Source organism: Novilysobacter antarcticus (genome assembly GCF_019802285.1).
In the GTDB taxonomy this organism is placed as follows: Bacteria; Pseudomonadota; Gammaproteobacteria; order Xanthomonadales; family Xanthomonadaceae; genus Novilysobacter; species Novilysobacter antarcticus.
Genome location: NZ_JAIEUJ010000001.1, coordinates 378,041 through 404,170 on the forward strand (window position 1 = coordinate 378,041; position 26,130 = coordinate 404,170).

Sequence of the window (26,130 nt, forward strand, 5' to 3'; positions counted from 1 at the left end):
CGGCCCCTTTGAGGAAACACGATGAACTCCGATCGCATGGGAAATCGGCCTGGTCCGGGGCGTCGCCGCGGTGTTGGCGTGCGCTGGTGGATCCTGGTGGCATTCGCCGCCTTCGCCGCGTGGCAGTGGTTCGGCTCAGCCGAGACGGATCCGTACACCGGCGAGACCGCGCACTACGGCGTCAGCACCAGTAAAGAAGTCGACCTGGGCGCCCAGGCCTATCGCCAGGTCAAGGCGGATGCACAGGGCCAGGGTGCGCTGTTGCCGCCCGATGCGCCGGCCAGCCGCCAGATCCGCGCGATCGCCAACCGACTGATCGAAAAGGTACCGCAGGTGACCGCGGATCTCGCTGCGCAGAACCAGCAGCAGGCGCCGACCACCTACCAGGATTTCCAGTGGGACGTCAGCGTGATCCAGTCCGACGAGGCAAATGCCTTCTGCCTGCCCGGCGGGAAGATGGCCGTCTACACCGGGCTGATGCCGATCACCCAGACCGAGGACGCGATGGCGGTCGTGATGGGGCACGAAATCGCCCACGCGCTGTTGCGGCATGGCTCGCAGCGCATGGCCCAGCAAAACCTGGTGCAGATGGGACAGATCGCGGCGAGCATGGCCGTGGACGGTATGGATCCACAGCAGCAACAGGCGGTAATGGCTGCCCTCGGCGCCGGTGCGCAGTACGGGCTGATCCTTCCGTACGGGCGGAACCACGAAACCCAGGCTGACCAGATCGGATTGATGCTCGCCGCGGCGGCCTGCTACGACCCCCGTGCAGCGGTGCCGTTGTGGGAGCGCATGTCACAGTTGGGCGGCGGTGCGCGTCCGCCGGAGTTCGCCTCGACCCATCCGGATCCGGCCAACCGTATCCAGACGCTGCAGGGGCTCATGCCCCAGGCGATGGGGTTCTACGAGAAGTACTGCGGCGGCACGCCACAGTAACGGCTGCGATCAGGAATCCGACGGCTCGTCGGTCTTGCGCTCGGACCTGGGCGTCTGGCCGACGCTGGCGGAGAAGTTCTTCTGGAATTCCTTCCACAAGCTCATGTTGCGCTCGGTGAGCTGATTCATCATCGTCCACGGCGTCTGGCCCAGCACGTTGCCTATCTGCTTGCGGAATTGCTGCTGCTGATCGAGGAAGGCCTGCATCGACTGCTCCAGGTAGCTGCCCATATAGCCCTGGAGCGAGTCGCCGTAGAAGCGGATGATCTGGCTCAGCAGCTCGGTGGAGAGCATCGGCTCTCCATCCTGCTCGTGCTCGGTGATGATCTGCAGCAACACCTGGCGGGTCAGATCCTCGCCGGATCGCGCATCAACGACCTCGAACTCCTCGCCATCGATGATCAACTGGCGCACATCCTCGATGGTGATGTAGCTCGAGATGCGGGTGTCGTAAAGACGCCGGTTGGGATATTTCTTGATGACACGCTTGGATGACATCGACAGCTCGCCTGCAGCAATGATGCCCCGCAGCATGGCGGAGCAACCGGAGGCTTGCAACATCGCCCGGGGCGCAGGCGATGCTACCAGCCCATGTATTGGCCACCGTTGGCAGACAGGTTTGCACCGGTGATCCAGCCGGCTTCGTCGGGAATGAAGAAGCTCACCGCGTAGGCGATTTCCTCGGGCGTGCCGAGCCTGCCAGTGGGAATCTGGGCGATGATCTTCTCGCGGATCTCCTCGGGTACGGCCATCACCATCTCGGTACCGATGTAACCCGGGGATACCGTGTTGACGGTGATTCCCATCCGTGCGTTTTCCTGCGCCAGCGAGATGGTGAAGCCGTGCATGCCCGCCTTGGCCGCGGCGTAGTTGGCCTGGCCGTACTGACCCTTCTGTCCGTTGATTGAGCTGATCTGGACGATGCGCCCCCACTTTCGTGCCCGCATCCCTTCGATGACCGCGCGGGTGACGTTGAAGCACGAGTTGAGGTTGGTGCAGATCACCTCCTCCCACTGCTGCGGGGTCATCCGGTGGAACGTGGCGTCGCGGGTGATGCCGGCATTGTTGATCAGGATGTCGACCGGCCCGAGCTGATTCTCGATGTCGCGGACCATCGCCGCGCTCTGCTCGGGGCAGGACACGTCGCCGGCAGCGAGCACGACGTCATAACCCTCCGCCTTCATTTTCTCCTGCCAGGCGCGTCCGCGGGCCTCGTCGCGGTAGTTGGTCGCCACCTTGTGGCCCATTTTGCTGAGGCGCTTGATGATTGCGGTGCCGATTCCGCCGGCACCTCCAGTGACCAGAGCGATGCGTTGCGACATGGTGTTCTCCTAGACGAGGGCCGGTGGGATTTACGCTTGCGGCAGGCGGGTGATGCCTGGCGCGGGGTATCCAAGGTGTATCAGAGCCTCAGCGTTTGTGCGAGGCCGCGAACGGTTCGCTCCGCGCCGGTTGGGCCGGGATCCGACCGGGTTCAAAGTTCGCAACGGCCCGGTCCAGAAGCGTCTCCACGTCGGCGGCGTCGCCTAGGCAGGCGAGATCCTGGCCGAGCATTCGCCACGCGCTACGCAGGGCCGGAACCGGATCGGACGGGTCCAATGGATGCGCGCGCTCTGACTTGGACAGCTTTTTGCCGGCCGCGTCCAGCAACACGGGCAAATGGGCGTAGCGCGGGGTCGGCAGGCCCAATCCACGTTGCAGCAGGATCTGGCGCGCGGTGGAGCCGATCAGATCCGCCCCCCGGACCACTTCGGTGATGCCCTGTGCGGCGTCGTCCACCACCACGGCCAACTGGTAGGCCCAGCATCCATCCGAACGGCGGATGACGAAATCGCCGACCTCGCGGTCCACATCCTGCTGCACGGTTCCACGGATCCGGTCGGTGAAGGAGATCCGGCTGTTGTCGGCGACCCGAAAGCGGATCGCGGGGTCGCGGCGATTCGACCGTGCCAGGCAGCGGCGATGGATTCCGCCAACCGCGGCCAGCTGGCCACGGCTGCAGTGGCACTCGAAGGCGAGCCCGGCGTCGAGTAATTTTTGTAGCGCTTGCTGATAGCGCGGCCCGCGTTGCGACTGGTGCACCACCGGCGCGTCGGGGTGCAGTCCGAATGCATGCAGCGCGGACAGTTGGGCCGCGGCGGCGCCGGCGACCTCGCGGGTGCGGTCAACGTCCTCGATGCGTACCAGCCATTGGCCACCGGCTGAGCGGGCGAGCAGCCAGCTGCCGAGCGCGGACAGCAGCGAGCCCGCATGCAGTGGACCGGTCGGGGAGGGCGCGAACCGGCCGCGGTAGGTGCTCCGCGGCGCGGTAGCGCGCGGCTGCGCTCCGTCGGTCATCAACTGCGGGCAATCCGGGTCTGATGCCATGGTGCTTCGAGGTCGCTGGCTCTTGAATTCGGCCCGAGCGTGCCACAGATTGCGATACAGCTGCGCAACCTGCGCAGGAAGGGAAATGTCGATGTTCAAGCGGATCGGGTTGTTTCTGGCCACCAACCTGGCAGTGATGGTGCTGTTGGGCGTGGTGTTGAGCGTACTGCAGGGTGTTTTCGGCATCCGGCTGGGTGACAACGGCACCTTGCTGGTGTTCGCGTTGATCTTCGGCTTTGGCGGTTCACTGATCTCGTTGATGATTTCGAAGTGGGCGGCGAAGCGCTCCACCGGTGCACAGGTGATCGAGACGCCGCGCAACGAGGCCGAGCAGTGGCTGGTCGCCACGGTGCGCAGGCAGGCCGAGGCAGCCGGGATCAAGATGCCGGAGGTTGCCATCTATGAGGCGCCGGAGATCAACGCTTTCGCCACCGGCCCGACTCGCAACAACTCGCTGGTGGCGGTATCCACCGGCCTGCTGGGCGCGATGAGCAGGGACGAGGCGGAAGCGGTGCTTGCCCACGAGGTCAGCCACGTGGCCAACGGCGACATGGTGACGATGGCGCTGGTGCAGGGCGTGCTCAACACGTTCGTGATCGTCGCGGCCCGTATTGTCGGACGGATCGTCGACAGCTACCTGAGCGGCAACCGCGAGGGCAACGGGGTCGGCTTTGGCTACTACATCACCGTGTTCGTGCTGGACATGGTCTTTGGCCTGCTGGCGAACATGATTGCGATGTGGTTCTCGCGCTACCGCGAGTTCCGCGCCGATGCCGGCGGCGCGAGCCTGGCGGGTCGGGACAAGATGATTGCCGCTTTGCAGAGGCTCGGCCAGAACCACGGCGTCAACACCCTGCCGAACCAGGTGGCCGCGTTCGGCATCAGCGGCGCGGTGGGCCATGGCTTGCGCCGCCTGCTGCTCAGCCACCCGCCGCTGGAGGAGCGTATCGGCGCGCTGCGGGCGCGGGCCAACACCGTGCGTACGGTGGCCTGACCCGCATTCTCGATGCCAGCAAAAACCCGCCATCCGGCGGGTTTTTGTGCTTGGCCTGCTTGAACCAGTTGCCGGTCTCCGCGCTCAGCCGAACGTGTAATCCATTTCGGGTCCGGCGCCGGCCAGGAACTGGCCTTGCGCATAGTCGATCCCGGCAGCGAACAGCACGCTCATGCTGGCCGCGTCCTGGACGAATTCGGCGATGGTCTGGGGTCCGGTTTCCCGCGCCTTCGCGGCAATCTCGCGGACCCTCGCCTGGTACTCGGGATTGGCCGGCAGATCTTCCATGAAGCTGCGGTCGAGCTTCAGGAACGCCGCATCGAAATGGCTCAGCAGCTGGAAGGAGTTCAAGCCGCTGCCGAACTGCTCCAGGCCGACCCGAACCCCGAGCTTGGCCATCTGCTGCTGGAAATCCTTGGCCGCCTTGAGGTGGGTGAACACCTTGGACTCTGGCAACTGCAGGACCAGCAGGGCGCCGTCGGCGTCGAATTTGGCCAGGCGCTCGGTGATGTGCTGCGCCAGGCTGTCGTCCTGCAAGGACACTTCACTGATGCGCACCATCAGCGTCGTGCGATGGCCCGCCTTCATGCGCGCACCGATCGCATGGATTGCCTTGCCCACCACCCAGCGATCGATCTCCCACAGCAGGCCGTGTTCCTCGGCAATGGGCAGGAACGCGGGCGGCGGGACCAGTTCGCCGTGTTCGCCGAGCATGCGCAGGTAGGCGTCGTAGATCTCGATCGGCTCGCCATGCAGGCCGATCAGCGGTTGGTAGTGCAGGGTGAAGCGGTCACCGTCGATGGAGTCGCGGATCCGGGTCACCCACGCATCGATCCGCTCCTGCTCGGCGCGGTCCACCGCGCCGGGGTCGAAGATCTCCACCCGGTTACCGCCGACCGCCAGGTTGGCCTGTACGGTTTCGTGCGCCTTGCCCAGCACTTCGGGGACGCTGGCGATCTTCTGCCCGATCTGGACGCCGCCGATGCTGACAGTGGCATTGAGCGAGTGGGCCTCCGTCTCCAGCACGTGATCGGCGAAGGCGGCGCGGATCGACTCGCCCAGCGCGGCGGTGTCGTGATAGTCGCTGTCGGGGCGGAGGACGGCGAACTGGTGTTCGCTGAAACGCGCCGCGACATCATTTTCCCCCAGTGCGCTCTGCAGTCGCTTTGCGCACGCGGCAATCAGCTCGTCGGCGGCATCCAGGCCGATGTCCTGCAGCAGGTGGGCATAGTGGTCGGGTTCCACCAGCAGGAATCCCTGGCGTCCTGCGTCGCGGGCGGCATCGGTAACGGCGTCCTCCAGCGTGCGCAGGAAGCTGGCGCGGTTGAGCAGGCCGGTGACCTGGTCGCGATGGCGCAGCTCCTCCATCTCGCGGACCAGCTCGGGATCCAGCTCCTGTCGGCGCAGGACGATCTGCTGGCAGGCTTCGCCCTCGTAGGTGGCCGAGGTGAACTCCATCACCGCCGGAAAGCCGGTGCCGTCCAGCGTGCGCGCTTCGATTTCGTGGCGCGTTGGCGCGGCCTCGCCCTTGCCCAGGCGCTTCAACAGCTCGCGGAATTCATCGATGTGCTGTGGCGCGATCAGATCCAGCAGGGACATCCCCTCGATGTCCTCGAAGGACTCGAAGCCGAACATCTCCAGGTAGGCGCTGTTGGCGCGGATGTGCATGCCCTCGTGCACGTAGGCGATCGGGTCCCGGGACGAGTCGATCAATGCGTCGCAGCGGCGTTCGGTTTCGCGCACCTGCGATTCCAGCCGGCGCAGCGCGCGCCGGGCCTCCAGGTCGCTCCACTCGCGGCGGATCACCGCTTCCATATGCGCGGGCTGGCCGCGCAGGACGGCGGCGCGGATGCCAAGGTTGGCCATTTCCAGCATCTGCTGGGTATCCATGGTCTCGACCATCGCCAGCATCGGCAGGTCCTTGCCGCTGCTGCCCACCTGCGCAGCGACCTGCTCCAAGGGGATGGCCTGCGAGCTCCGGGACACCAGCAGCAGGTCCAGGGGCTGGCTGGCGAGCAAGCCGGCAAGCTCGTCCGGGGTCTCCGGGCGACTGGGACGCACTGCAATCCCGCTGTTGCGAAGTGTGTTGGCGATGGCCTCGGCGTCATCGACGCTGTCGTCAACGATCATCACCCGCAGCGTCTTGTCCTTTCCCAGTTGCATCTGCGTTCCTTCCCGGTGCTTTGGACGGCGAGTATCGCGCAAGAGTGTCACCCAAGACTTGCGTTGGGTCACTTCATGCCGCGTGGTGACCAACGATCGTGGCTATCCAGCGGTGGACTGGTTGCCGTCGCTCAGTGCTCTCAGTGGGCGTTTGCCGGTGTCGCCGGCCACCTCGCGCACCAGTCGAGGCACCAGATAGCCCGACAGGCGCACGGCGAGCTGCGCGTGCAGCTCCAGGGCGCGGGCATCGTCGACTTCGAAATGCGCGGCGCCCTGAACGCGGTCCAGCTGGTGCAGGTAATACGGCAGCACACCCGCCGCAAAGCCACGCTCGCTCAGCGCCGCCAGTGCATCCACCGAGTCATTGACGCCCCGCAGCAGCACGGCCTGGTTGAGAACCGTCGCGCCCGTATCGCGCAGGCGCGCGACGGCCGCATCGACGTGTTCGTCGAACTCGTTGGCGTGGTTGGCGTGCAGCACGACCGCGACCGGCCATGGCAGGTTGGCCAGCCACTGCGCCAGTTCCGCATCCACCCGTTCGGGCAGTACTACCGGCAGGCGGGTATGCACGCGCAGGCGGCGGATATGCGGAATGTCCGCCAATGCGTCTGTGAGCGCGGCGAGTTTCGCTGTCGCCAGCGACCACGGATCGCCGCCGGAGAGGATCACCTCGTCGATGCCGGGGTCGGCGGCAATTGCCGCGAGCGCTTCGCTCCATCCTGCCGCCGCCGCGTTCTGTTCCGCATACGGGAAGTGGCGACGAAAACAGTAGCGGCAATTGATCGCGCAGCTGCCGGTGGCGACCAGCAACGCCCGGCCGCGGTACTTGCGTATCACCCCGGTGCCGGCGTTGGCCGGACCATCGCCCACCGCGTCGAGACTGAATCCGGGGCTCGCTTGCATCTCCGCATCCAGCGGCAGCACCTGGCGCAGCAGCGGATCATGCGGATCGCCGCGGCGCATGCGGGCGATGAAGCCGCGTGGCACCCGCAACGCAAACTGGGCGGCCGCCGCATCGCTGATCGCGAGCACGTCCGGGTCCAGTCCAAGCAGGCCGGCCAGCTCGCGCGGATCGCGCACCGCATCGCGCCACAACTGTTGCCAGCGTTGCGGAGTGGGGTCCGGCTGTATGGGTGAGGGGCCTGCGGTTATCATTCGTATCCGGTTTTGCCTGCGACAGATCCGCCGGGCGCAGCCGTCCATTCTAGCGGGCCGTCAAATTGGCGGCCTGCGGCATCCCGTTTTCCACCACACTCCAGGAGTTCCAGATGGCCACCTACGGCTTGAACGACGTCAAGAACGGCCTGAAGATCCTGATCAATAATGAGCCTTGCGTCATTACTGATACGGACTTCATCAAGCCCGGCAAGGGCCAGGCTTTCACCCGCGTGAAGTACCGCAGCATCAAGACCGGGCGCACGCAGGAAGTCACCATGAAGGCGACCGACTCGCTGGAAGGCGCGGACGTGATGGATACGGACATGCAGTTCCTGTACACCGACGGTGAGCACTGGCATTTCATGGACCCGCAGACCTTCGAGCAGGTCCAGGCCGACAAGAACGGCGTCGGCGATGCTGCCAAGTGGCTCAAAGGCGAGGAAGACTGCGTGGTGACCCTGTGGAACGGCAACCCGATCTTCGTGACGCCGCCCAACTTCGTCGATCTGAAAATCGTCGAGACCGATCCGGGCGTGCGTGGCGACACCTCGGGCGGCGGCGGCAAGCCGGCCACGCTGGAAACCGGCGCCGTCGTGCGCGTGCCGCTTTTCGTGGCCCAGGACGAAGTCATCAGGGTTGACACGCGCTCCGGCGAATACGTCAGCCGGGTCAAGTAATGACCGATACCGCGCCGCGTCAATGCGACCTGCTGATCGAGGCGGGCTGGGTGGTTCCGGTCGCGCCCGGTGATGCCGTGCTGGTCGACCATGCCGTCGCCGTGACGGATGGCGCGATCGTCGGATTGCTGCCGACTGGCGAGGCCAGGCAACGTTTTCATGCCCGCGAAACGGTGGCCCGGCCGGGCTCGGTGCTGATCCCCGGCCTGGTCAACGCGCACACCCACAATCCGATGACGCTGCTGCGCGGTATCGCCGATGACCTGCCGTTGATGGTGTGGCTGCAGGAGCACATCTGGCCGATCGAAGGAGAGGTCATCGGTCCGGAATTCGTCGCCGATGGCGTGTCGCTGGCGGTGGCGGAGATGCTTCGCGGCGGCACCACCTGCGCCAACGAGAACTACTTTTTTCCCGATGTGCAGGCAGCGACGTACCAGAAGCTCGGCTTCCGCGCCCGGGTCGGTCTCCCGGTCATCGATTTCCCCACTGCGTGGGCGAAGACGGATGCCGAGTACTTCGATCGCGCCATCGAGGTTTACGACCAGTGGCGCCACGACCCACTCGTGTCGATGGCGTTCGTTCCGCATGCGCCTTACACCGTTTCCGATGCCAGCTTCGAGCGGATCCGGATGCTCTCGGACCAGCTCGACATCCCGGTGCACCTGCATACGCACGAGACCGGGCACGAGGTCGAGGAATCGGTGCAGAAGTACGGCCAGCGCCCTCTGGCACGCCTGGACCGGCTGGGCCTGGTCAATGACCGGCTGATCGCCGTCCACATGACCTCGCTGACCGATGCGGAAATTGCGCTGTGCGCGGAGCGCGGCGTCAGCGTGGTGCACTGCCCGGAGTCGAACCTCAAGCTGGCATCCGGCTTCTGTCCGATCGGCAAACTCGAGCAGGCCGGCATCAATATCGCGATTGGCACCGATGGCGCGGCCAGCAACAACGACCTGGATATGTTCGGCGAGATGCGCACCGCGGCGCAGTTGGCCAAGGCCGTGGCGGGTGACGCGACCGCGTTCAGTGCCGTCAGTGCATTGCGTGCCGCCACCCTGGGAGGCGCGAAGGCGATGGGTCTGGACGACAGCGTCGGCTCGATCGAGGTCGGCAAGCGCGCCGACCTTGCCTGCGTGGATCTGCAGCAGATCGAAACCCAACCGTTGCACGATGTCGTATCCCAGCTGGTGTACGCCACCGGTCGCCATCAGGTCACCGATGTCTGGATCGACGGCAAGGCGCGCCTGCAGCAGCGCGAACTGGTCGGCATGGACTGCCAGGCACTGATTGCCAACGCGCGCCAATGGCGCACCCGGATCGCCGCGATCCAAGCTTGAACACCCGGAGTTACCCCCGATGAGCACCACCGACCGCGTGCGTGATGACAACTTCAGCCAGGCCGAGCTGGACAAGTTCGGCGCCCTGGCGAGCCGCTGGTGGGACCCGCACGGTCCGCAAAAGGCCCTGCACGCGCTCAATCCACCGCGCCTGGCCTATGTCGCCGGGCAAGTGGGGCTGGCCGGCAAGCAGGTGCTGGATATCGGCTGCGGCGGTGGCCTGCTCAGTGAAGCGCTGGCCGGCAAAGGCGCTCAAGTCACCGCCATCGACCTGGCCCCGGAATTGATCAAGGTCGCGCGCTTGCACGCGCTGGAAAGTGGAGCGGCGGTCACCTATCGGCTGCAATCGGCCGAGTCGCTTGCCGCCGAGCTACCCGGCCATTTCGATGCGGTCACCTGCATGGAGATGCTTGAGCACGTGCCCGACCCCGGGGCGGTGATCAACGCGTGCGCGACACTGCTCAAGCCCGGCGGCCAGCTATTCGTGTCCACCCTCAACCGCACACCGGCCGCGTTCGCGCTGGCCATCGTAGGCGCCGAGTATGTTGCCCGGCTGTTGCCGAAGGGCACCCACCGCTACCGGGACTTCATCAAACCCTCCGAGTTGGGAAGCTGGCTGCGCGCCGCGGGATTGCAGCTTGAAGACGTCACCGGCCTGATGTACGAGCCGTGGCGCAACGCCGCCCGACTGACCAGCCGGACGGGCGTCAATTACCTGGCGGCCGCGCGCAAGGCAGGCTGAGCGTGGAATTTCCCCGGACCGTCCTGTTCGATCTTGATGGCACCCTGCTGGACAGCGCGCCGGACATGCTGGCCACGATCAATGCCATGCGCGAGTCGCGTGGACGTCAGCCGATGACGCTCGCTCAGCTGCGCCCGCATGTGTCCAAGGGCGCCCGCGCGATGGCCGCCGCGGCGTTTCCAGAAGTCGATGCGGACGAGCGGGAGAGCTGGATTCCAGAGTTCCTGAATCGGTACGAGCAGGAGCTGGGCCTTCATGGCGCTCCCTTCGACGGCATCGAGGCGGTGCTGGGAAAGCTTGAATCGGCCGGCACGGTCTGGGGTATCGTGACCAACAAGCCCGAATATCTGGCGAAGCGATTGATCCCCATACTCGGCTGGGAGGAGCGCTGTGCGGTACTCATCGGCGGTGACACCTTGGCCGCCCGCAAGCCAGACCCGTTGCCGCTGACGGTGGCCGCCGAGCGGCTCGGCGTCGCGGCCCAATCGTGCGTCTACGTTGGCGATGACGAACGCGACATTATCGCGGCGCGCGCCGCCGGGATGCCGTCGGTCGTGGCGCTGTGGGGGTATCGCCTGGATGGTGACGACCCGGCGGAGTGGGGTGGCGATGTTTTGGTGCGTGATCCGGATGCGCTTGCCGACCCCGCCATCTGGCCAGCGATCCGATGAGCGAATCCAACACCACCGAGGATGTGGATCGTCCTGCCGACGCGCGTGACGATGGTTCGGCCGCTCTGGCCGACTTCCTCGCCAAGTGGCGCGGCCGCTGGCCCGAGTGGAATATCGCCGAGGCCTTCGTTCCCGCCGACCAGCGCGACGTGGCCCTTGCGTGGGCGACATTGCAACAGGAACTGGTCGATGCGGCCTGGGGCGGGTCCGACCCGATACCGGGCAGGGCCAAGCTGGGCTGGTGGCAGGAGGAGTTGAGCGGCTGGGCCCGGGGCGCAAGACGTCATCCGCTGGCCACCGTCCTGCAGGACCTTCCCGCAACTTGGCAAGCACTCGGCCAGGCGCTGCCTGCACTCGCCGACACGCGCGAGCGACCGGCGAGCGTCGCTGCTGCGTTCGACACGCTGGAGCCATTCGCGGCTGCCGTCGCCCGAATCGACAGCACCCTGTTCGACGCGCCCCCCGGGCCCGGTGATAAGCGGGCGGTCGCGGCGAACCTGCTGCATTGGCGGATGGTCCAAGAAGGTGACGGCGGCGTGCCGCTGGACATGCTTGCCCGCGCCGCCGACGGTGATCCGGTCGCCGTATGGACGGCAGAGCTCGGCCGGCAGTGGCCCATGGAGCGTCCGGGTAGCCGCGTACGACGGATCTGGGCGGCCCTCGCCCGCAAGCGGCTGGCCGCCGGTGCCGCCACCGCACCCTTGCCTGCCGTACAGACGCTCTGGATCGCGTGGCGATCCGCCCGCGACTGAGCCGGTCTCCGGCTGCCGGCGCATACGCGCATCCGGCCTCTCCGGTGTTCTCGGCACTGTTTGCCCGTTATGCTGCGAACCAGTGCGCGGGGGGCGTATGACACTATCGAAATCAACAGCGACGCCGGCCGGACCGGGACGTTCCGTGTCAGGACGTTTGGCCGTCCTGATGCTGTTTTTCCTGTTGCCAGGGCTGGTGATGGCGATGGCCGGACAGGCCGCCAGTGCGCCTCCGCCGGGAACTCTAGCCCAGCTCACGGTGTCCCGCCTGGATCCGGAACCGGCTCCGGTGGCGGTTGTCGACGGCGCGTCGGATGCGGGATTCGCCCCCGTTGCAGGCGGAATAATCCACGAGTTCACGCCCCGGCCGCGCTGGTGGAGAATCACCGCGGACCGTTGGGTGAGCGCGACGGATCAGCCGCAGCTGGTGTTGCATTCCCCGGGTCACAACACGGTGGAAGCCTGGCTGCCCGGCAGCAGCGCGCCGATTACGCGTGCGCTGCTTGGCCCCGACGCCGACCACGGCTTTTCCAGCCGCGGCCTGGTGATTCCGCTTCCCTCGGGACTGGCGGCAGGGGAGTCCATCTACTTGCGCGTCCAGTCCCCGGTCAGCACGCCGATGGCGGTATCGATCGAGTCGCTCTACGAGGTCCATCGTGCCGACCTGGCCCATGTAGCGTGGCGGGCGGTATTGCTGGGCGGTCTGGGGTTGATGGCGCTGCTGGCACTGGGATTCTGGATCGGTATCGGCGAGCGCGGTTATGCGTACCTGAGTCTGGGCATGCTCGCCCAGGTCGGATTCTTTGCCACCCACAGTGGCGATATCCGCATGGTGCCGGCGTTGGCGGAGCAACTCGGCGCGGACTGGCGGTTGCCGCGCCTGTTCGTGGTGGCCATTGCGATCCTCAGCGTGGTCTTCCTCACCCGCTATCTGAACATGCGGGCCCGGCAGCCGGCGTTGTGGAAGATGGTGTCGGTCTGCGTGGCCCTGTTCGCGATATTTACAGTCAGTACCTGGCTCAGCGAGGCCGAGTGGGTGCCGGTGGTGGGCAACCTGATATTGCTGCTCGGAGCGGTGCTGATCATGGTGGCGGCCGTGCATGGCTGCCTTCAACGCCGGCGCTCGGCGTACTTCGTGTTGGTGGCGTGGCTGCCGATGATGGCGCTGTTGATCGTCCGGGTGGGCGAGACCAGCGGTCTGTGGTCGGGGCCGCCCTGGCTGATGCATGCTCTGCCGGGCACGTTGGTGCTTGCGGGCCTGGTTTTCATGATCGGACTGAGCGATACCCTGCAGCAATTGCGTCGCGATCGTGATCGTGCCAGCCGCTTGGCGAGCGTGGATGTGCTCACCGGTTCGATGTCGCGACCCGCGATACAGAACCGCCTCCAGGCCTGCGTGGAGGAATCGCATCGCCGGAGGATTCCAATGTCGGTGGTGTTCTTCGATATCGACCGGTTCAAGCGCATCAACGATGAGTACGGGCACGGCATCGGCGATTCATGCCTGAAAATCATTGCCCTGCGAACCCGCAACCGGCTGCGGACCTACGACAGCCTTGGTCGCTGGGGCGGAGACGAGTTGCTGGTGGTGTTGCCCGATACCCATCTGGAGGAGGCAATGGGAGTTGCAGAGAACCTGCGCTCGGCGGTCAATTGTCGCCCGCTTTCGATCGACGGCCACCTCTTCGATGCCTCGCTCAGCCTGGGTGTCGCCGAGCTCGCCGAGGGCGAGACCGCGGCGCAGCTTCTCGATCGCGTCGATGCCGCGTTGTACGCCAGTAAGGCCGCTGGCCGGGACCGGGTTACCGGCCGGGTGCCGGTGGTGGCGGCTGCCGAACCAGCCTAGTCGCGGGCTGACGCGCTCAGTGCGACCGCTCGAGCACCAGCAGCGGATCCACGCGCACGTCCAGCCAGTTCATGCCCCAATGCAGGTGAGGGCCGGTTGCACGTCCGGTGGCGCCAACCGCGGCGATCACTTGGCCTTGCTCGACGCGGTCGCCCACTGCCACGTCCATGCGCGAGAGGTGGAGGAAGTTCGAGCTGACACCGTGGCCATGGTCCAGCAGAATCGTACCGCCGGTCAGGTATAGGTCGTCGGCAAAGGTCACTACGCCGGCGGCGGGCGCCTTCACCGGCGTGCCCGCAGGCACGGCGATATCCATGCCGGAGTGGGCCGCGCCGGGCGTTCCGTTGTACACGCGCTGGTTGCCGAATCGCCCGCTGATGCGGCCCGCGACCGGCCAGATGAACGCCTGGGTGAAATCCGTTCGGGCATCCTCCCGCTTGCGCGCGGCGGTGACCAGCGCCTGCTCGCGCGCAATCCTGGCCGCGAGCGCCGGTGCCGGTTTCACCGTGCTGGGCGGTACGCCGTTGACGCGCTCAATCGGCCAGTCGCGGGGTTTCACCGTAATCGTCGCCGTGGTGGGTTCGCCATCCGGCGGCGTGACCTCCACTTTGGCGGCGTCTGACGCATCACGCGCGATGCCGAAGACCACGGTGCCGTATGGCGTCACCCGCAGATCCCGCCCCGAGTGGCGGACGCGGCTGCCGACCGGCACCTTTCCGATCACCAGAGAACCCTGTTCGACGCTGGCCGGGAAAACGATAGTCTCTTTGCTCGTCGCTGAAGAGGAAGCGGTCGGACGTGCATCGACTGCGACCGGATCCGCCGGAACCGCCCCCGCCGTGGTTATCGCGGTGCTGCAGGCACAAGCGGACAGGACCAGCAGAGTGGCCGCGACACCTGCCCTCATCGGTCGAACACCAGACGCTGGCCATTCGGCGAGCCGACCAGGCGCTCGCCGTCCCACGCCAGCGTGCCGTTGACCCAGGTGGCACCGATGCGGCTGTGGAAGGTCTTGCCCTCAAACGGCGACCAGCCGCATTTGGACAGCACGTCCTCGCGGCGGACCGTCAGCGGCACGTCGTCGATCAGAACCAGGTCGGCGGCATAGCCTTCGCGCAGGAAACCGCGCTGGCTGACGTCGAACAACTGGGCGGGTGCGTGGGCAAATTTCTGCACCACCTGCGCGGTTGTGAGGTGCCCCTCGTGGACCAGTTCTAGTGCCGCGTTGAGCGCGTACTGGACCAATGGCAAACCGCTGGGCGCGCGGGTATAGACGTTCTGCTTCTCTTCCAGTAGATGGGGTGCGTGGTCGGTCGCGAGCACATCGATCACGTCATCGGCCAGCGCGCGGATCAGCGCCTCGCGATCGGCCGGGTCCTTGATTGCCGGGTTGCACTTGATCAGGTGGCCGAGCGTGGCGTAGTCGTTGCGATCGAAGCGCAGGAAGTGGATGCAGGTCTCGGCGGTGATCTGCTTGCGGCTGCCGTCGGCGCGAATCAGCGGGCCGCGCTCGAACAGCGCCAGCTCGTCAGCGGTGGAAATGTGCAGCACGTGCAGCCGGGTGCCATGGCGGCGGGCCAGTTCGATGGCCAGCCGGGTCGACTTGATGCACGCCTCGCGCGAGCGGATATCGGGGTGGCATTCGGCCGGGATGTCGTCGCCGTATTTGGCCTTGTAGACCGCGGTCGCCGCCTCGATCATCGGCGTGTCTTCGCAGTGGGTAATGATCGGCGTGGGGACGTCGCGGAAAACCGCGTCCAGCACCTCGGGATCATCGACCAGCATGTTGCCGGTGGACGCGCCCATGAACACCTTGACCCCCGGCGCCGAGCGGGGATCCAGTCGCTGGATGGCCTCCAGGTTGTCGGTGCTGGTCCCCAGGTAGAAGCCGTAGTTTCCCCAAACGCGGCCTGCGGCTCGTGCGTACTTGTCCTCCAGCGCGGTCGCGTCCAGCGTTGGCGGACTGGTGTTGGGCATGTCCATGAAGCTGGTCAGTCCGCCGGCCACGGCGGCGCCGGACTCAACAGCCATGTCGGCCTTGTACTCCATTCCCGGCTCCCGGAAGTGGACCTGATCGTCGATCATGCCCGGCAACAGCCTGCGACCGGCCGCGTCGACCACCGTCTCGCCGTGCCGGGCCGACAGGCCGGGAGCGATCTCGGTGATGCGGCCGTCCGCAATGCGCAGGTCGGAATCGAACTCGCGGCCTTCATTGACCAAGCGGGCATTGACGATAAGCGTGGCGGGGGATGACATTGATGGAAGTCCTCGGGAAAGGGGGGCGTCAGGACGCAGGTGGGACCGGATCATTGCCGCCCGGGTGCAGCGGATGGCAACGCAGGATGCGGCGCAACGCCAGCCAGCCGCCCTTGAGCGCGCCGAAGCGGGCGATCGCCTGCATCGCGTACTCCGAGCAGGTGGGGTGGAACCGGCAGCGTGGCCCCAGCAAGGGACTGATCCAGCGCTTGTATCCTCGCAGCAGCGCGATGAGCAGTCGGTCAATCACGGTGATCCATGTCAGGCAGTCGTCACGCGCGAAATGTAGAATGAAGGGAATAACCGCTCTGTCCAGCAGCGGGAGCGTTGGCCTTGCAGCCGGCGCCTGACGGGTGAATAACTTGCGGCATCGTTCTCGCGTAGTTGCCGCGGGTGCTGGGGCAGGGTATAACAGCGCGCTTTCCCGTCACAAGGGAACCGAAACAGGACAGGTGGCTCGTGGCCGTTAAAAAATCCGCGACGAAGGTCGCCAAGACAACCAAGATCACGTCCGATCTGGCCCCAGGCAAGACCGCGGCCAAGAAGACGGCAAAGGCAGCGAAGTCTCCCGCCGCCCCCAAGTCCGCCGCAGCCGCTGAACCGGCGGCCAAGTCCCCATCCAAGACGGCTCCTGCCAGCAAGGCGGCCGCGAAAAAGAAGGTAGCCAGTACCATCGACAGCAAGCCGAGTGCCAAGAAAACGACCACCAAATCCGCTGCCGCGACGAAGAAGGCGCCGGTAGCCAAGAAAGCCGCAGCCAAAAAGGTTGCCCTGAAAAAGGAAGCGCCCACCAAGAGCGTAGCGGCGACGCCCGCTCCGGCGAAAAAGGCGCCAGCCAAGAAAACCGCAGTGAAAAAAGTCGCCAAATCGCCCGCAAAAACTGCCGCTCCGGTAAACGAGCCGGTTAAATCCGCCGCGCCGGCCAAGCGCCGTCTGAGCAAGGTGGCGGTCGCGGTTGTGGGCAAGCCGCAGGCGCCCGCGCCAAAGACGAAGTTCAAGGTGATCCCGCACAAGATCGACAAGGCATCGGGTCGCCCGATCGTGCCGAAGGACTATTTCCCGTCGGTCGAGGAGGAATACATGAGCGCTCTGCAGCTCGAGTACTTCCGCCAGCGCCTGCTGCAGTGGCGTGACGACCTGGTCGAAGAGTCCAAGCAGACCATCGAGAACCTGAAGGATGAAGTCCGTGACGTGGGCGACGAGGCCGAGCGCGCGACCCGCGAGACCGAGAACTCGCTGGAACTTCGGACCCGGGACCGCTACCGCAAGCTGATCAGCAAGATCGACAGCACGCTCAAGCGCGTGGATACCGGTGATTACGGCTATTGCGTGGATACCGGTGAGGAAATCGGTCTGGAGCGGCTGGATGCCCGGTTGACCGCCGAACGCACGATCGATGCGCAGGAACGTTGGGAGCACCTGCGCAAGCAGATGGGTGACTGACCCGGCTGCGTTGTGCGGCCGTGTCGCGCACAGCGCGCCCTATCCGGAACCCCGCCCATGGCGGGGTTTTTCCGTTTACGGGCTAGCGATAACTCAAGTTTCCCCCAACGCTTGCTTGGCGGTCTCGCGGATGAAGGCGAGCAGGGCCGCCAGGCCGTTGTTGCGAGTGGGCGAGAGGTGCTTGGCCAGGCCGATATCGCCGATGTAATCCGCATCGGTGGCGACGATCTCGCTGGCGCTGCGGCCGGAATAGACGCGCAACGCCAGGTAGATAAGGCCGGAGACGATGGCTGAATCGCTGATGGCATGGAAGTCGAGCTTGTCGGTATTGCCGCTGCTCACGATCCAGACCATCGACTGGCAACCGAGCAGGCGATGCTCCTCGGTCTTCAATTCGGGGGGAAGGTCCGGCAGTTTCCGTCCCAGGTCGATGAGGTACTGGTAACGCTCCGACCAGTCACCGAAGAACGCGAACTCGTCGTGAATGGCGGCTTGCGCTTCGGCAGCGCTGGGTTCCAGTGGGAACGGAGTCGGCAGGTTGGCTTCAGACACGGTACGGCTCGCTTTGAAAAATGGGTGGTTCGCGCCAACGGATTGGTAGCGGCGAGACGGGGAGTCCAGGAGGGAAACCGGTCAACCCGTAAAGATGCGGCAGAGCGTGAACCGGTTCAGGCACGTTTCCAGCGCACGCCTGACGGCGTGTCTTCAAGCACCACGCCTTCGGTTGCCAGCTGGTCGCGAATGGCGTCGGCGCGGGCGAAGTCCTTGGCGGCCTTGGCGGCGGTGCGCTCGTCGATCAGCGCCTGGATATGGGCATCGTCATCGCCGCCGCGGTTGAACCACGCTTCGGGCGACTGCTGCAGCAGCCCGAGCGCGCGTCCTGCGGCGCGCAGCTCGGTCGCGGACGCCAGCAGCGGGGCCAACTGTGCCGGGTTTGGGTTTTCGCCTGCAGCAGCGAGCGTGTTGCGCATCCCGCGCGCCCTGGTAGCGATGGATGCCAGCTCCGACAGCGCCTGTGGCGTATTGAGGTCGTCGTCCAGCGCCGCTTCGATCGCGGCCGGTATCGGCACATCCACAGTACTGGCCGGCGCGGCATCGCCCGCGAGCGCATCGATGTCGCGCATAGTGCCGTACAGGCGGTCCAGGGTGCGCGTGGAGCGCTCGATCAGCGCATCCGACCAGTCCAATGGTTGACGGTAGTGGGCGGACAGCAGGGCGTAGCGCAGTGCTTCAGGTGGGTGCCTTTGCACCAGGTCATGGACGCGCTCGATGTTGCCGACCGACTTGCTCATCTTCGCGCCGTCGAAGTTAAGCATGCCGTTGTGCAGCCACCAGCGCGCGAACGGCTTCCCACCATGGGCGCACTCGCTCTGAGCGATCTCGTTCTCGTGGTGGGGGAACTGCAGATCCACGCCGCCGGCATGGATATCGATGGTCTCGCCCAGATGGACGGCCGCCATTGCGGAGCATTCGATGTGCCAGCCGGGGCGGCCTCGGCCCCACGGCGATTCCCAGCCCGGCAGCCCTTCGTCGGAGGGCTTCCACAGGACGAAATCACCGGGGTCGCGCTTGTAGGGCGCCACGTCCACGCGTGCGCCGGCGAGCATGTCCTCGATGTTGCGACGCGAGAGCTTGCCGTACCCCTCGAAGCTGGAAACGGCGAACAGCACGTGGCCTTCGGCTGCGTAGGCATGCCCGGAGGCGATCAGCTGCTCGATCATCGCGATCATCGGGCCGATGTGTGCGGTCGCCTCAGGCTCGATGTCCGGCGGAGCGACGCCCAGAGCGGCCATGTCGTCGCGGTATGCCGCGGCAAAGCGGTCGGTGATGACCGAGATCGGCACCTGCTGCTCGCGTGCGGCGGCGTTGATCTTGTCGTCCACGTCGGTGATGTTGCGGGCATAGGTCAGCGCGCCGTAGCGCCGCCGCAACAGATCCGCCAGCACACCGAAGACCACCGGGCCGCGTGCATTGCCGATATGGACGTAGTTGTAGACCGTCGGCCCGCAGACATACATCGTCGGGTTGCCCGGGTCGGTCGGCGCAAACGCTTCGAGCCGTCGGCTCAGGCTGTTGTAGAGGTGCAGGCTCATGGCACACGGGAAAGGGACGTTGCGGCATTCTAGCGTTCACAGGCCGACGGGTCAGCCGCGCGGCCGGCTGGCGTCACTACAGCGCTGATTCATTTGTCGCCGTCCCTGGCCGCATACACTTGGGCATCCAGTCGCTCGAGTCCGCCAATACGATGATGTGTCTTCGCCTGCTGCCCCTGTTGCTGTTCGCCGTGGCAGCGGCTCCCGCCAGCGCACAGGACGTGACCCTCACCCAGCTGGAGAACGTGCGCTTCGCCTATGCGCAGGTGTTGCGGGTGACGCCGGTGTACCAGACCCTCACCGCAACGGCGATGGTGGAGACCTGCACGCCGGACCCGGAGGACGAAGACGTGGGTTCCCGCCTGTCGCGGGTCGTGGGAGCGGTGAGGGGTGTCCTGGGTCGCGAGCCCGACGAGCCCGAGGAAGCGAACGAGCGCGATTGCGCGGTGGTGCCGGTCCGACGCGAGTTCCAGCGCCCGATCGCGTATGACGTGGACTATGTCTACAAGGGCTCCAAGTACCGGTCGCGCCTCGCCGAGGATCCGGGCAATCGCCTGCGGATCCGCATTGGCGTTACTCCTGTTGTCAGCAGCAATCGCGAAAACTAGCCGGTATTCGCAAGCCACTTGCGGTGCCCGCCGCTGCGTGCGAGGATCAGCGGTCAATGATTGCCATCCGCGCCAACGCCGACATCCTGACCTCCGCCTACATGGCGGCGGGCATGACCTCGCGCGCGCGCCGACCGTTGCCCACCACTCCGGCCGGGTAGCTCATCGCACGTGCACGCAAGACAAGCGTCACAGACGAAAAAAAGCCCAGCCACCGAGCTGGGTTTTTTTGTTCCCGGCGCCCGCATTCCCCGCCGTCTCCTTCAACCGCTCACTCACCTCCGGACTGACGCATGACCCCCAGGCACTTCCTCAATACCCAGGACTGGTCCCGCTCCGACCTCGACGCGCTGCTGGTGCAGGCAGCGGCGTTCAAGCGCGACAAGCTGGATGACCAGCTCAAGGGCAAGTCGATCGCGCTGGTGTTCTTCAACCCGTCGATGCGCACCCGCACCAGCTTCGAGCTGGGAGCGTTCCAACTCGGTGCCCATGCGATCGTGTTGCAGCCCGGCAAGGATGCATGGCCAATCGAATTCGACCTGGGCACGGTGATGGATGGCGATACCGAGGAGCACATCGCGGAAGTCGCCCAGGTGCTGGGGCGCTATGTGGACATGATCGGCGTGCGCGCCTTCCCGAAGTTCGTCGACTGGTCGCTGGACCGCCAGGACCGCGTGCTGAAGGCATTTGCGCAATACTCGCCGGTGCCGGTGATCAACATGGAGACGATCACCCACCCGTGCCAGGAACTCGCCCACGTGATGGCGCTGCAGGAGCACTTCGGCACCGCCGACCTGCGTGGCAAGAAATTCGTGCTGACCTGGACCTACCACCCCAAGCCGCTCAACACGGCGGTAGCGAACTCGGCGCTCACCATCGCCACGCGCATGGGCATGGACGTGACCCTGCTGTGCCCGACGCCCGAGTACGTGCTCGATGAGCGCTTCATGGGCTGGGCGGCGGACAACGTTGCCGAAAGCGGCGGCTCGCTGGCAGTCAGCCATGACATCGCCAGCGCCTACGCCGGTGCCGATGTGGTGTATGCCAAGAGCTGGGGCGCGCTGCCGTACTTCGGCAACTGGGCGCCGGAAAAACCGATCCGCGACCAGTACCGGCACTTCATCGTGGACGAAGCCAAGATGGCGCTGACCAACAATGGCGTGTTCAGTCACTGCCTGCCGCTGCGTCGCAACGTCAAGGCGACCGATGCGGTGATGGACTCGCCTCAGTGCATCGCGATCAACGAGGCCGAGAACCGGCTGCACGTGCAAAAAGCGATCATGACCGCCCTGGCGGGTCGCTAGCTGCTGCGTCTGACCGCTTACCCCACATCCCCAACGCCCGGCGACCGACGGGCCACCGCCACACCGAGACTCTCCCATGACCGACAAGAATATCGTCCTCGCCTTCTCCGGCGGACTCGACACCAGCTTCTGCGTGCCCTACCTGCAGGAGCGCGGTTGGCAGGTCCACACCGTGTTTGCCGATACCGGAGGCGTGGACGAAGAGGAGCGCGCCTTCATCGAGCAGCGCGCGGCCGAGCTGGGGGTTGCCTCGCATGTGACCGTGGATGGCGGCCCGGCGATCTGGGAAGGCTTCGTCAAGCCGTTCATCTGGGCAGGCGAAGGCTATCAGGCGCAATACCCGCTGCTGGTGTCCGACCGTTACCTGATCGTCGATGCCGCGCTGAAGCGCTGCGACGAGCTGGGCACCCGGGTCATCGCGCATGGCTGCACCGGCATGGGTAACGACCAGGTGCGCTTCGACCTGACCGTGAAGTCGCTGGGCGACTACGAGATCATCGCGCCGATCCGCGAGATCCAGAAGGAGCACACCGAAGTGCGCGCCTACGAGCAGAAGTACCTGGAGGACCGGGGCTTTGGCGTGCGCGCCAAGCAGCAGGCCTACACGATCAACGAGAACCTGCTCGGCCTGACCATGTCCGGCGGCGAGATCGACCGCTGGCAGGCGCCCGGTGAAGGCGCGACCGGCTGGTGCAAGCCACGTGCGCAGTGGCCGGAGCAGCCGCTGCAGGTACGGATCGGCTTCGAGCGCGGCGAAGCGGTCAGTCTCGACGGGCAGCGCATGCCCGGTCACGACATGCTGGCGCGCCTGAACGCGTTGTTCGCGCAGTACGGGGTCGGCCGCGGGATCTACACCGGCGACACCACCATCGGCCTGAAGGGCCGGATCATCTACGAAGCGCCCGGCCTGGCCGCACTGCAGACCGCGCATCGGGCATTGGAGGAGACGGTGCTGAGCAAACACCAGAACCGCTTCAAGCCGGAGGTCGCGCGCAAGTGGGTCGAGCTGGTGTACGAGGGCTTCTTCCATGACCCGCTGAAGACCGACCTGGAAGCCTTCCTGGCGTCCAGCCAGGCAACCGTCAACGGTGAGGTCGTCGTGGAGACCCACGGTGGCAGCGTCACCGCAGTGGCGATCGATTCGCCGCACATCCTCAACGCCAAGGGCGCGACCTACGCGCAGGCCGCGGATTGGGGCGTGGCCGAGGCGGAAGGCTTCATCAAGCTGTTCGGTATGAGCAGCACGCTCTGGGCCGAGGTCAACCGTGCTCCCTGACGTCCTGCGCCACCTTGAAGCCCTGGTTGCCTTTGACACCCGCAACCCGCCGCGGCTGATCGGCACCGGCGGCATCTTCGACTACCTGCGCGCGCAGCTGCCGGGGTTCCGGATCGAGGTCACCGACCACGGCGACGGTGCGGTATCGATGCTCGCCGTGCGCGGCCAACCGACGCGGCTGTTCAACGTGCATCTGGACACCGTGCCGTCTTCGCCGGCGTGGAGTGCCGATCCGCATGTGCTGCGGGTCGATGGCGGCCGCGCGGTGGGTCTGGGTGCATGCGACATCAAGGGCGCGGCGGCCGGATTGCTCGCGGCGGCAGCGGTCACCAGCGGCGATGCGGCCTTCCTGTTCAGCACCGACGAGGAGGCCAATGACCCGCGCTGCATCGCCGCCTTCCTGGGCAGCGGCCACGGCTTCCAGGAAGTGATCGTGGCGGAGCCGACGAACTGCGAAGCGGTGCTCGCCCATCGCGGAATCGCCTCGGTGCTGATGCACTTCCAGGGCGCCGCCGGCCATGCCTCCGGCGCGAATGCCGTCCACGCCAGCGCGCTGCACCAGGCGATGCGGTGGGGCAGCCGGGCGCTGGATTTCGTCGCCGACCAGTCGCATCAACGTTTCGGTGGCCTGACCGGGCTGCGCTTCAACATCGGCCGGGTCGAGGGTGGCATCAAAGCCAACATGATCGCCCCCAGCGCCGAGGTGCGCTTCGGTTTCCGCCCGTTGCCGTCCATGTCCATCGATGAGTTGCACCATCAGTTCGGCACGCTTTCCGAGCCGGGCGCGGTGGAGCGCTATCAGGAGACCTTCCGCGGGCCACCGCTGCCGTCGGGCGATATCGCCACGGCGGAGGACCGCCGCCTGCAGGCACGCGATCTGGCCGAGGCACTCGATCTGCCGATTGGTCCCGCGGTCGACTTCTGGACCGAGGCATCGCTGTTCTCGGCCGCTGGGATGACCGCGATCGTCTACGGACCCGGCCACATCGCCCAGGCCCACACCGCCGACGAGTGGGTCGAACTTGACCAGCTCGAGCGCTACGCCGAGTCGATCCGCCGCATCCTGGACCAGCCGCCTGGTTGAGGTCTGCTGCGACCCCGCCACCGCCCCGCGTCAATCGCGACTTGCTACCACCGCCCCCATCAACGAATCCCCATGACCATTCCTCCTTCCGCGAACGATATCCAGACCCGCCAGACCATCGTGCGCTTGCTGTCCAGCATGGCCAGCGCCAAGGAGATCAGCCAGTACCTGAAGCGGTTCTCCCAGCTCGACGCGGCACGCTTCGCCGTGGTCAAGGTGGGCGGCGCGGTGCTCCGCGACGACCTGGATGCACTCACCTCGTCGCTGGCATTCCTGCAGGACGTCGGCCTCACTCCGATCGTCCTGCACGGCGCCGGACCGCAGCTGGATGACGAATTTTCCGCCGCGGGAATCGAGAAGCAGACGGTCAACGGCCTGCGGGTAACGACCCCGGAGGCGCTGGCGATTGTTCGGCGCGTATTCCACGCGCAGAACCTGCGGCTGGTGGAAGCCCTGCAGCGGGGTGGGGCGCGGGCCACCTCGATCGTCTCCGGGGTGTTCGAGGCGGACTTCCTGGACCGCGACGCCCTCGGGCTGGTCGGCGAGGTGACGCGGGTCGACCTGGCCCCCATCCAGGCCAGCCTGCAGGCGGGGTCGATCCCGGTGATCGCCAGCCTCGGCGAAACCACCGGCGGACAGATCCTCAACGTCAATGCCGATTTCGCCGCCAGCGAGCTGGTCCAGGTACTGCAGCCCTACAAGATCGTGTTCCTGACCGGCACCGGTGGGCTGCTGGACGACCAGGGCAGGATCATCGACTCGATCAATCTCTCCACCGAGTACACCGACCTGATGAACCAGCCTTGGATCAACGGCGGCATGCGGGTGAAGATCCAGCAGGTCAAGGACCTTCTCGACAAGCTGCCGCCGTCCTCGTCGGTGTCGATCACCCAGCCCTCTGAACTGGCCAAGGAGCTGTTCACCCACAAGGGTTCGGGCACCCTGGTCCGACGCGGCGAGCGGGTGCTGCAGGTCGACCGCTGGGAGGCCTTGGACCGGCCGCGTCTGCGCACGTTGATCGAGTCCGCCTTCGGCCGCCAGCTGGCCCCCGACTACTTCGAGCGCACGAAGCTGCTGCGTGCCTTCGTCAGCGAGAACTACCGCGCAGCGGTGGTGCTTACCGATGAGGACGGCTACACCTACCTGGACAAGTTCGCGGTGCTCGACGACGCTCAAGGCGAAGGCCTCGGGCGCGCGGTGTGGCAGGTCATGCGCGACCAGACGCCGCGGCTGTTCTGGCGCTCACGCCACGGCAACCCGGTAAACGCCTTCTACTACGCGCAGTCCGACGGCCACTGCAAACAGGATAAATGGAAGGTGTTCTGGTACGGCCTCGAGAACTTCGATGAGATCGCGAGCTGCGTTGCCCACTGTGCGACCCGCAGCGCCACGCTGGTCGATCCGGCCGATGACAAGACGAACCAGGCCCCGGCTGCGGCGGGAGCTTCGAAGTGACGCGGTCAACGATCAACGTGGGGCTGGTGGGTGCGCGCGGGCATACCGGCGCCGAGTTGATGCGCCTGATCGCCGGGCATCCGCACTTCGCACTGGGATTCGTCTCCTCGCGCGAATTCGCCGGGCAGCGCGTGGCCGACCATCATGAAGTCGTCGCCGGTGACCTGCGCTACCAGAGTTCCACACCGGAGGCCGTCGCCACGGCGGGCATGGATGCCTACGTCCTCGCCATGCCGAACGACAAGGCCGGCGAATACGTCGCGGCCCTGGACGCCGCTGGTACCGATCCAGTGATCGTCGATCTGTCGGCCGACTACCGCTTCGACGCGGACTGGTACTACGGTCTGCCGGAGCTGACCCGGAAGCATTACGCAGGCCAGCGCCGGATCAGCAATCCGGGCTGCTACGCGACCGCGATGCAGCTGGTGCTGGCGCCGATGCTGGACATGCTCGACGGCCCCGCGCAGTGCTTTGGCGTGTCGGGCTACTCGGGTGCCGGTACCACGCCATCGGATCGCAACGATCCGGCACTGCTGCGCGACAACCTCATGCCGTACGCCCTGGCCGGTCATATCCATGAGCGCGAGGTCAGCCATCGGCTGGGCCATCCGGTCGAGTTCATGCCGCACGTGGCACCGCATTTCCGCGGCATCACCATGACCGCCAACATGCACCTGCGACAGTCCCTCACCCGCGAGGAGGTCGTTGCCCGCTACCGGGATCGCTACGCTGACGAGCCGCTGGTGCGGGTTGTTGATGGCGCCCCGTGGGTGAGCGCGATCGCCGGTCGGCACCACGTCGATATCGGCGGGTTCACCCTGTCCGCCGATGGGCGCCGGCTGGTGGCAGTCGCCACCGAGGACAACCTCCTCAAGGGTGCCGCCACGCAGGCCATGCAGAACCTCAACCGGGCCTTCGCGCTGCCCGAGCTGACCGGAATCCCGGTCTAATCCGACCAGGCAGGA

The 26,130-nt window shown here is 66.0% G+C and carries 23 protein-coding genes and 2 pseudogenes; 15 read left to right on the forward strand and 10 right to left on the reverse strand.

What is annotated here, in order from left to right; all coding sequences use genetic code 11:
* Positions 1-21 precede the first annotated feature (21 nt).
* On the forward strand, positions 22-939 hold the full coding sequence (locus KZ491_RS01840; RefSeq protein WP_222564157.1) for a M48 family metallopeptidase: 918 nt from the start codon (positions 22-24) through the stop codon (positions 937-939).
* Positions 940-993: 54 nt separating this feature from the next.
* On the opposite strand, the pseudogene phaR reads toward KZ491_RS01840, so the two are convergent.
* The 3 genes and pseudogenes from phaR to gluQRS all read right to left on the reverse strand — a co-directional run.
* Positions 994-1,437: pseudogene (gene phaR / locus KZ491_RS01845) on the reverse strand (polyhydroxyalkanoate synthesis repressor PhaR); the annotation flags it as partial.
* 83 nt (positions 1,438-1,520) lie between these two features.
* On the reverse strand, positions 1,521-2,261 hold the full coding sequence (gene phbB / locus KZ491_RS01850) for an acetoacetyl-CoA reductase (RefSeq protein ID WP_222564158.1): 741 nt from the start codon (positions 2,259-2,261) through the stop codon (positions 1,521-1,523).
* Between the two features lie 88 nt (positions 2,262-2,349).
* Complete coding sequence (gene gluQRS / locus KZ491_RS01855) at positions 2,350-3,276, reverse strand: tRNA glutamyl-Q(34) synthetase GluQRS (protein WP_222564159.1); 927 nt, start codon at positions 3,274-3,276, stop codon at positions 2,350-2,352.
* Positions 3,277-3,397: 121 nt separating this feature from the next.
* On the opposite strand from gluQRS, the gene htpX reads away from it, so the two are divergent.
* The gene (gene htpX, locus KZ491_RS01860; protein ID WP_222564700.1) at positions 3,398-4,300 is read left to right on the forward strand and encodes a protease HtpX; all 903 of its coding nucleotides are present in this window, start codon (positions 3,398-3,400) and stop codon (positions 4,298-4,300) included.
* Positions 4,301-4,384: 84 nt separating this feature from the next.
* Here htpX and KZ491_RS01865 read toward each other — a convergent pair whose 3' ends face one another.
* Together KZ491_RS01865 and epmB are read right to left on the reverse strand one after the other, a co-directional pair.
* Positions 4,385-6,463 (reverse strand): EAL domain-containing response regulator, encoded by a 2,079-nt coding sequence (locus KZ491_RS01865; protein WP_222564160.1) that lies wholly within the window; start codon positions 6,461-6,463, stop codon positions 4,385-4,387.
* Between the two features lie 102 nt (positions 6,464-6,565).
* Positions 6,566-7,618, reverse strand: coding sequence for an EF-P beta-lysylation protein EpmB (epmB, locus tag KZ491_RS01870; protein ID WP_222564161.1), 1,053 nt, complete (start codon positions 7,616-7,618; stop codon positions 6,566-6,568).
* Positions 7,619-7,731: 113 nt separating this feature from the next.
* On the opposite strand from epmB, the gene efp reads away from it, so the two are divergent.
* The 6 genes from efp to KZ491_RS01900 all read left to right on the forward strand — a co-directional run bounded on the left by efp (position 7,732) and on the right by KZ491_RS01900 (position 13,646).
* The gene (gene efp, locus KZ491_RS01875; RefSeq protein WP_222564162.1) at positions 7,732-8,298 is read left to right on the forward strand and encodes an elongation factor P; all 567 of its coding nucleotides are present in this window, start codon (positions 7,732-7,734) and stop codon (positions 8,296-8,298) included.
* Positions 8,298-9,635 carry a TRZ/ATZ family hydrolase gene (locus KZ491_RS01880; protein ID WP_222564163.1) on the forward strand — a complete coding sequence of 446 codons (1,338 nt, stop codon included), beginning with the start codon at positions 8,298-8,300 and terminating at the stop codon, positions 9,633-9,635. The genes efp and KZ491_RS01880 overlap by 1 nt, the downstream gene beginning before the upstream one ends.
* 19 nt (positions 9,636-9,654) lie before the next feature.
* Positions 9,655-10,377 carry a bifunctional 2-polyprenyl-6-hydroxyphenol methylase/3-demethylubiquinol 3-O-methyltransferase UbiG gene (ubiG, locus tag KZ491_RS01885; protein ID WP_222564164.1) on the forward strand — a complete coding sequence of 241 codons (723 nt, stop codon included), beginning with the start codon at positions 9,655-9,657 and terminating at the stop codon, positions 10,375-10,377.
* Between the two features lie 2 nt (positions 10,378-10,379).
* Positions 10,380-11,048 carry a phosphoglycolate phosphatase gene (locus KZ491_RS01890; protein WP_222564701.1) on the forward strand — a complete coding sequence of 223 codons (669 nt, stop codon included), beginning with the start codon at positions 10,380-10,382 and terminating at the stop codon, positions 11,046-11,048.
* Entirely contained in the window at positions 11,045-11,800 is a 756-nt protein-coding gene (locus KZ491_RS01895; RefSeq protein WP_222564165.1) for a squalene/phytoene synthase family protein, read from the forward strand. The genes KZ491_RS01890 and KZ491_RS01895 overlap by 4 nt, the downstream gene beginning before the upstream one ends.
* Before the next feature lie 145 nt (positions 11,801-11,945).
* Positions 11,946-13,646 carry a diguanylate cyclase gene (locus tag KZ491_RS01900; RefSeq protein ID WP_222564166.1) on the forward strand — a complete coding sequence of 567 codons (1,701 nt, stop codon included), beginning with the start codon at positions 11,946-11,948 and terminating at the stop codon, positions 13,644-13,646.
* Between the two features lie 16 nt (positions 13,647-13,662).
* Here KZ491_RS01900 and KZ491_RS01905 read toward each other — a convergent pair.
* From KZ491_RS01905 to yidD, 3 genes and pseudogenes are all read right to left on the reverse strand, one after another.
* A pseudogene (locus KZ491_RS01905) lies at positions 13,663-14,406 on the reverse strand (M23 family metallopeptidase); the annotation flags it as partial.
* 143 nt (positions 14,407-14,549) lie between these two features.
* Positions 14,550-15,902, reverse strand: coding sequence for a dihydroorotase (locus KZ491_RS01910; RefSeq protein WP_222564168.1), 1,353 nt, complete (start codon positions 15,900-15,902; stop codon positions 14,550-14,552).
* Positions 15,903-15,930: 28 nt separating this feature from the next.
* On the reverse strand, positions 15,931-16,152 hold the full coding sequence (gene yidD, locus KZ491_RS01915) for a membrane protein insertion efficiency factor YidD (RefSeq protein ID WP_193986817.1): 222 nt from the start codon (positions 16,150-16,152) through the stop codon (positions 15,931-15,933).
* A gap of 209 nt (positions 16,153-16,361) precedes the next feature.
* Between yidD and dksA the strand changes: the two genes are divergently transcribed.
* Positions 16,362-17,345: an RNA polymerase-binding protein DksA gene (gene dksA / locus KZ491_RS01920; protein ID WP_425493069.1), complete on the forward strand. Its 984-nt coding sequence runs from the start codon at positions 16,362-16,364 to the stop codon at positions 17,343-17,345.
* A gap of 93 nt (positions 17,346-17,438) precedes the next feature.
* Here the strand turns inward: dksA and KZ491_RS01925 are convergent, their stop codons facing one another.
* Entirely contained in the window at positions 17,439-17,882 is a 444-nt protein-coding gene (locus KZ491_RS01925; RefSeq protein WP_222564703.1) for a SufE family protein, read from the reverse strand.
* Between the two features lie 131 nt (positions 17,883-18,013).
* Entirely contained in the window at positions 18,014-19,438 is a 1,425-nt protein-coding gene (cysS, locus tag KZ491_RS01930; protein ID WP_222564169.1) for a cysteine--tRNA ligase, read from the reverse strand.
* Positions 19,439-19,590: 152 nt separating this feature from the next.
* Between cysS and KZ491_RS01935 the strand changes: the two genes are divergently transcribed.
* The 6 genes from KZ491_RS01935 to argC all read left to right on the forward strand — a co-directional run bounded on the left by KZ491_RS01935 (position 19,591) and on the right by argC (position 26,115).
* A complete protein-coding gene (locus tag KZ491_RS01935) occupies positions 19,591-20,046 on the forward strand; it encodes a hypothetical protein (RefSeq protein ID WP_222564170.1) in 456 nt (151 codons plus the stop codon).
* Between the two features lie 293 nt (positions 20,047-20,339).
* Positions 20,340-21,350: an N-acetylornithine carbamoyltransferase gene (locus KZ491_RS01940; protein WP_222564171.1), complete on the forward strand. Its 1,011-nt coding sequence runs from the start codon at positions 20,340-20,342 to the stop codon at positions 21,348-21,350.
* Positions 21,351-21,426: 76 nt separating this feature from the next.
* Positions 21,427-22,626: an argininosuccinate synthase gene (locus tag KZ491_RS01945; RefSeq protein ID WP_222564172.1), complete on the forward strand. Its 1,200-nt coding sequence runs from the start codon at positions 21,427-21,429 to the stop codon at positions 22,624-22,626.
* Positions 22,616-23,710 carry an acetylornithine deacetylase gene (locus KZ491_RS01950; RefSeq protein ID WP_222564173.1) on the forward strand — a complete coding sequence of 365 codons (1,095 nt, stop codon included), beginning with the start codon at positions 22,616-22,618 and terminating at the stop codon, positions 23,708-23,710. The genes KZ491_RS01945 and KZ491_RS01950 overlap by 11 nt, the downstream gene beginning before the upstream one ends.
* Positions 23,711-23,782: 72 nt before the next feature.
* Entirely contained in the window at positions 23,783-25,165 is a 1,383-nt protein-coding gene (locus KZ491_RS01955; protein ID WP_222564174.1) for an acetylglutamate kinase, read from the forward strand.
* Positions 25,162-26,115, forward strand: coding sequence for an N-acetyl-gamma-glutamyl-phosphate reductase (argC, locus tag KZ491_RS01960; protein ID WP_222564175.1), 954 nt, complete (start codon positions 25,162-25,164; stop codon positions 26,113-26,115). The genes KZ491_RS01955 and argC overlap by 4 nt, the downstream gene beginning before the upstream one ends.
* The last annotated feature ends 15 nt before the right edge of the window (positions 26,116-26,130 follow it).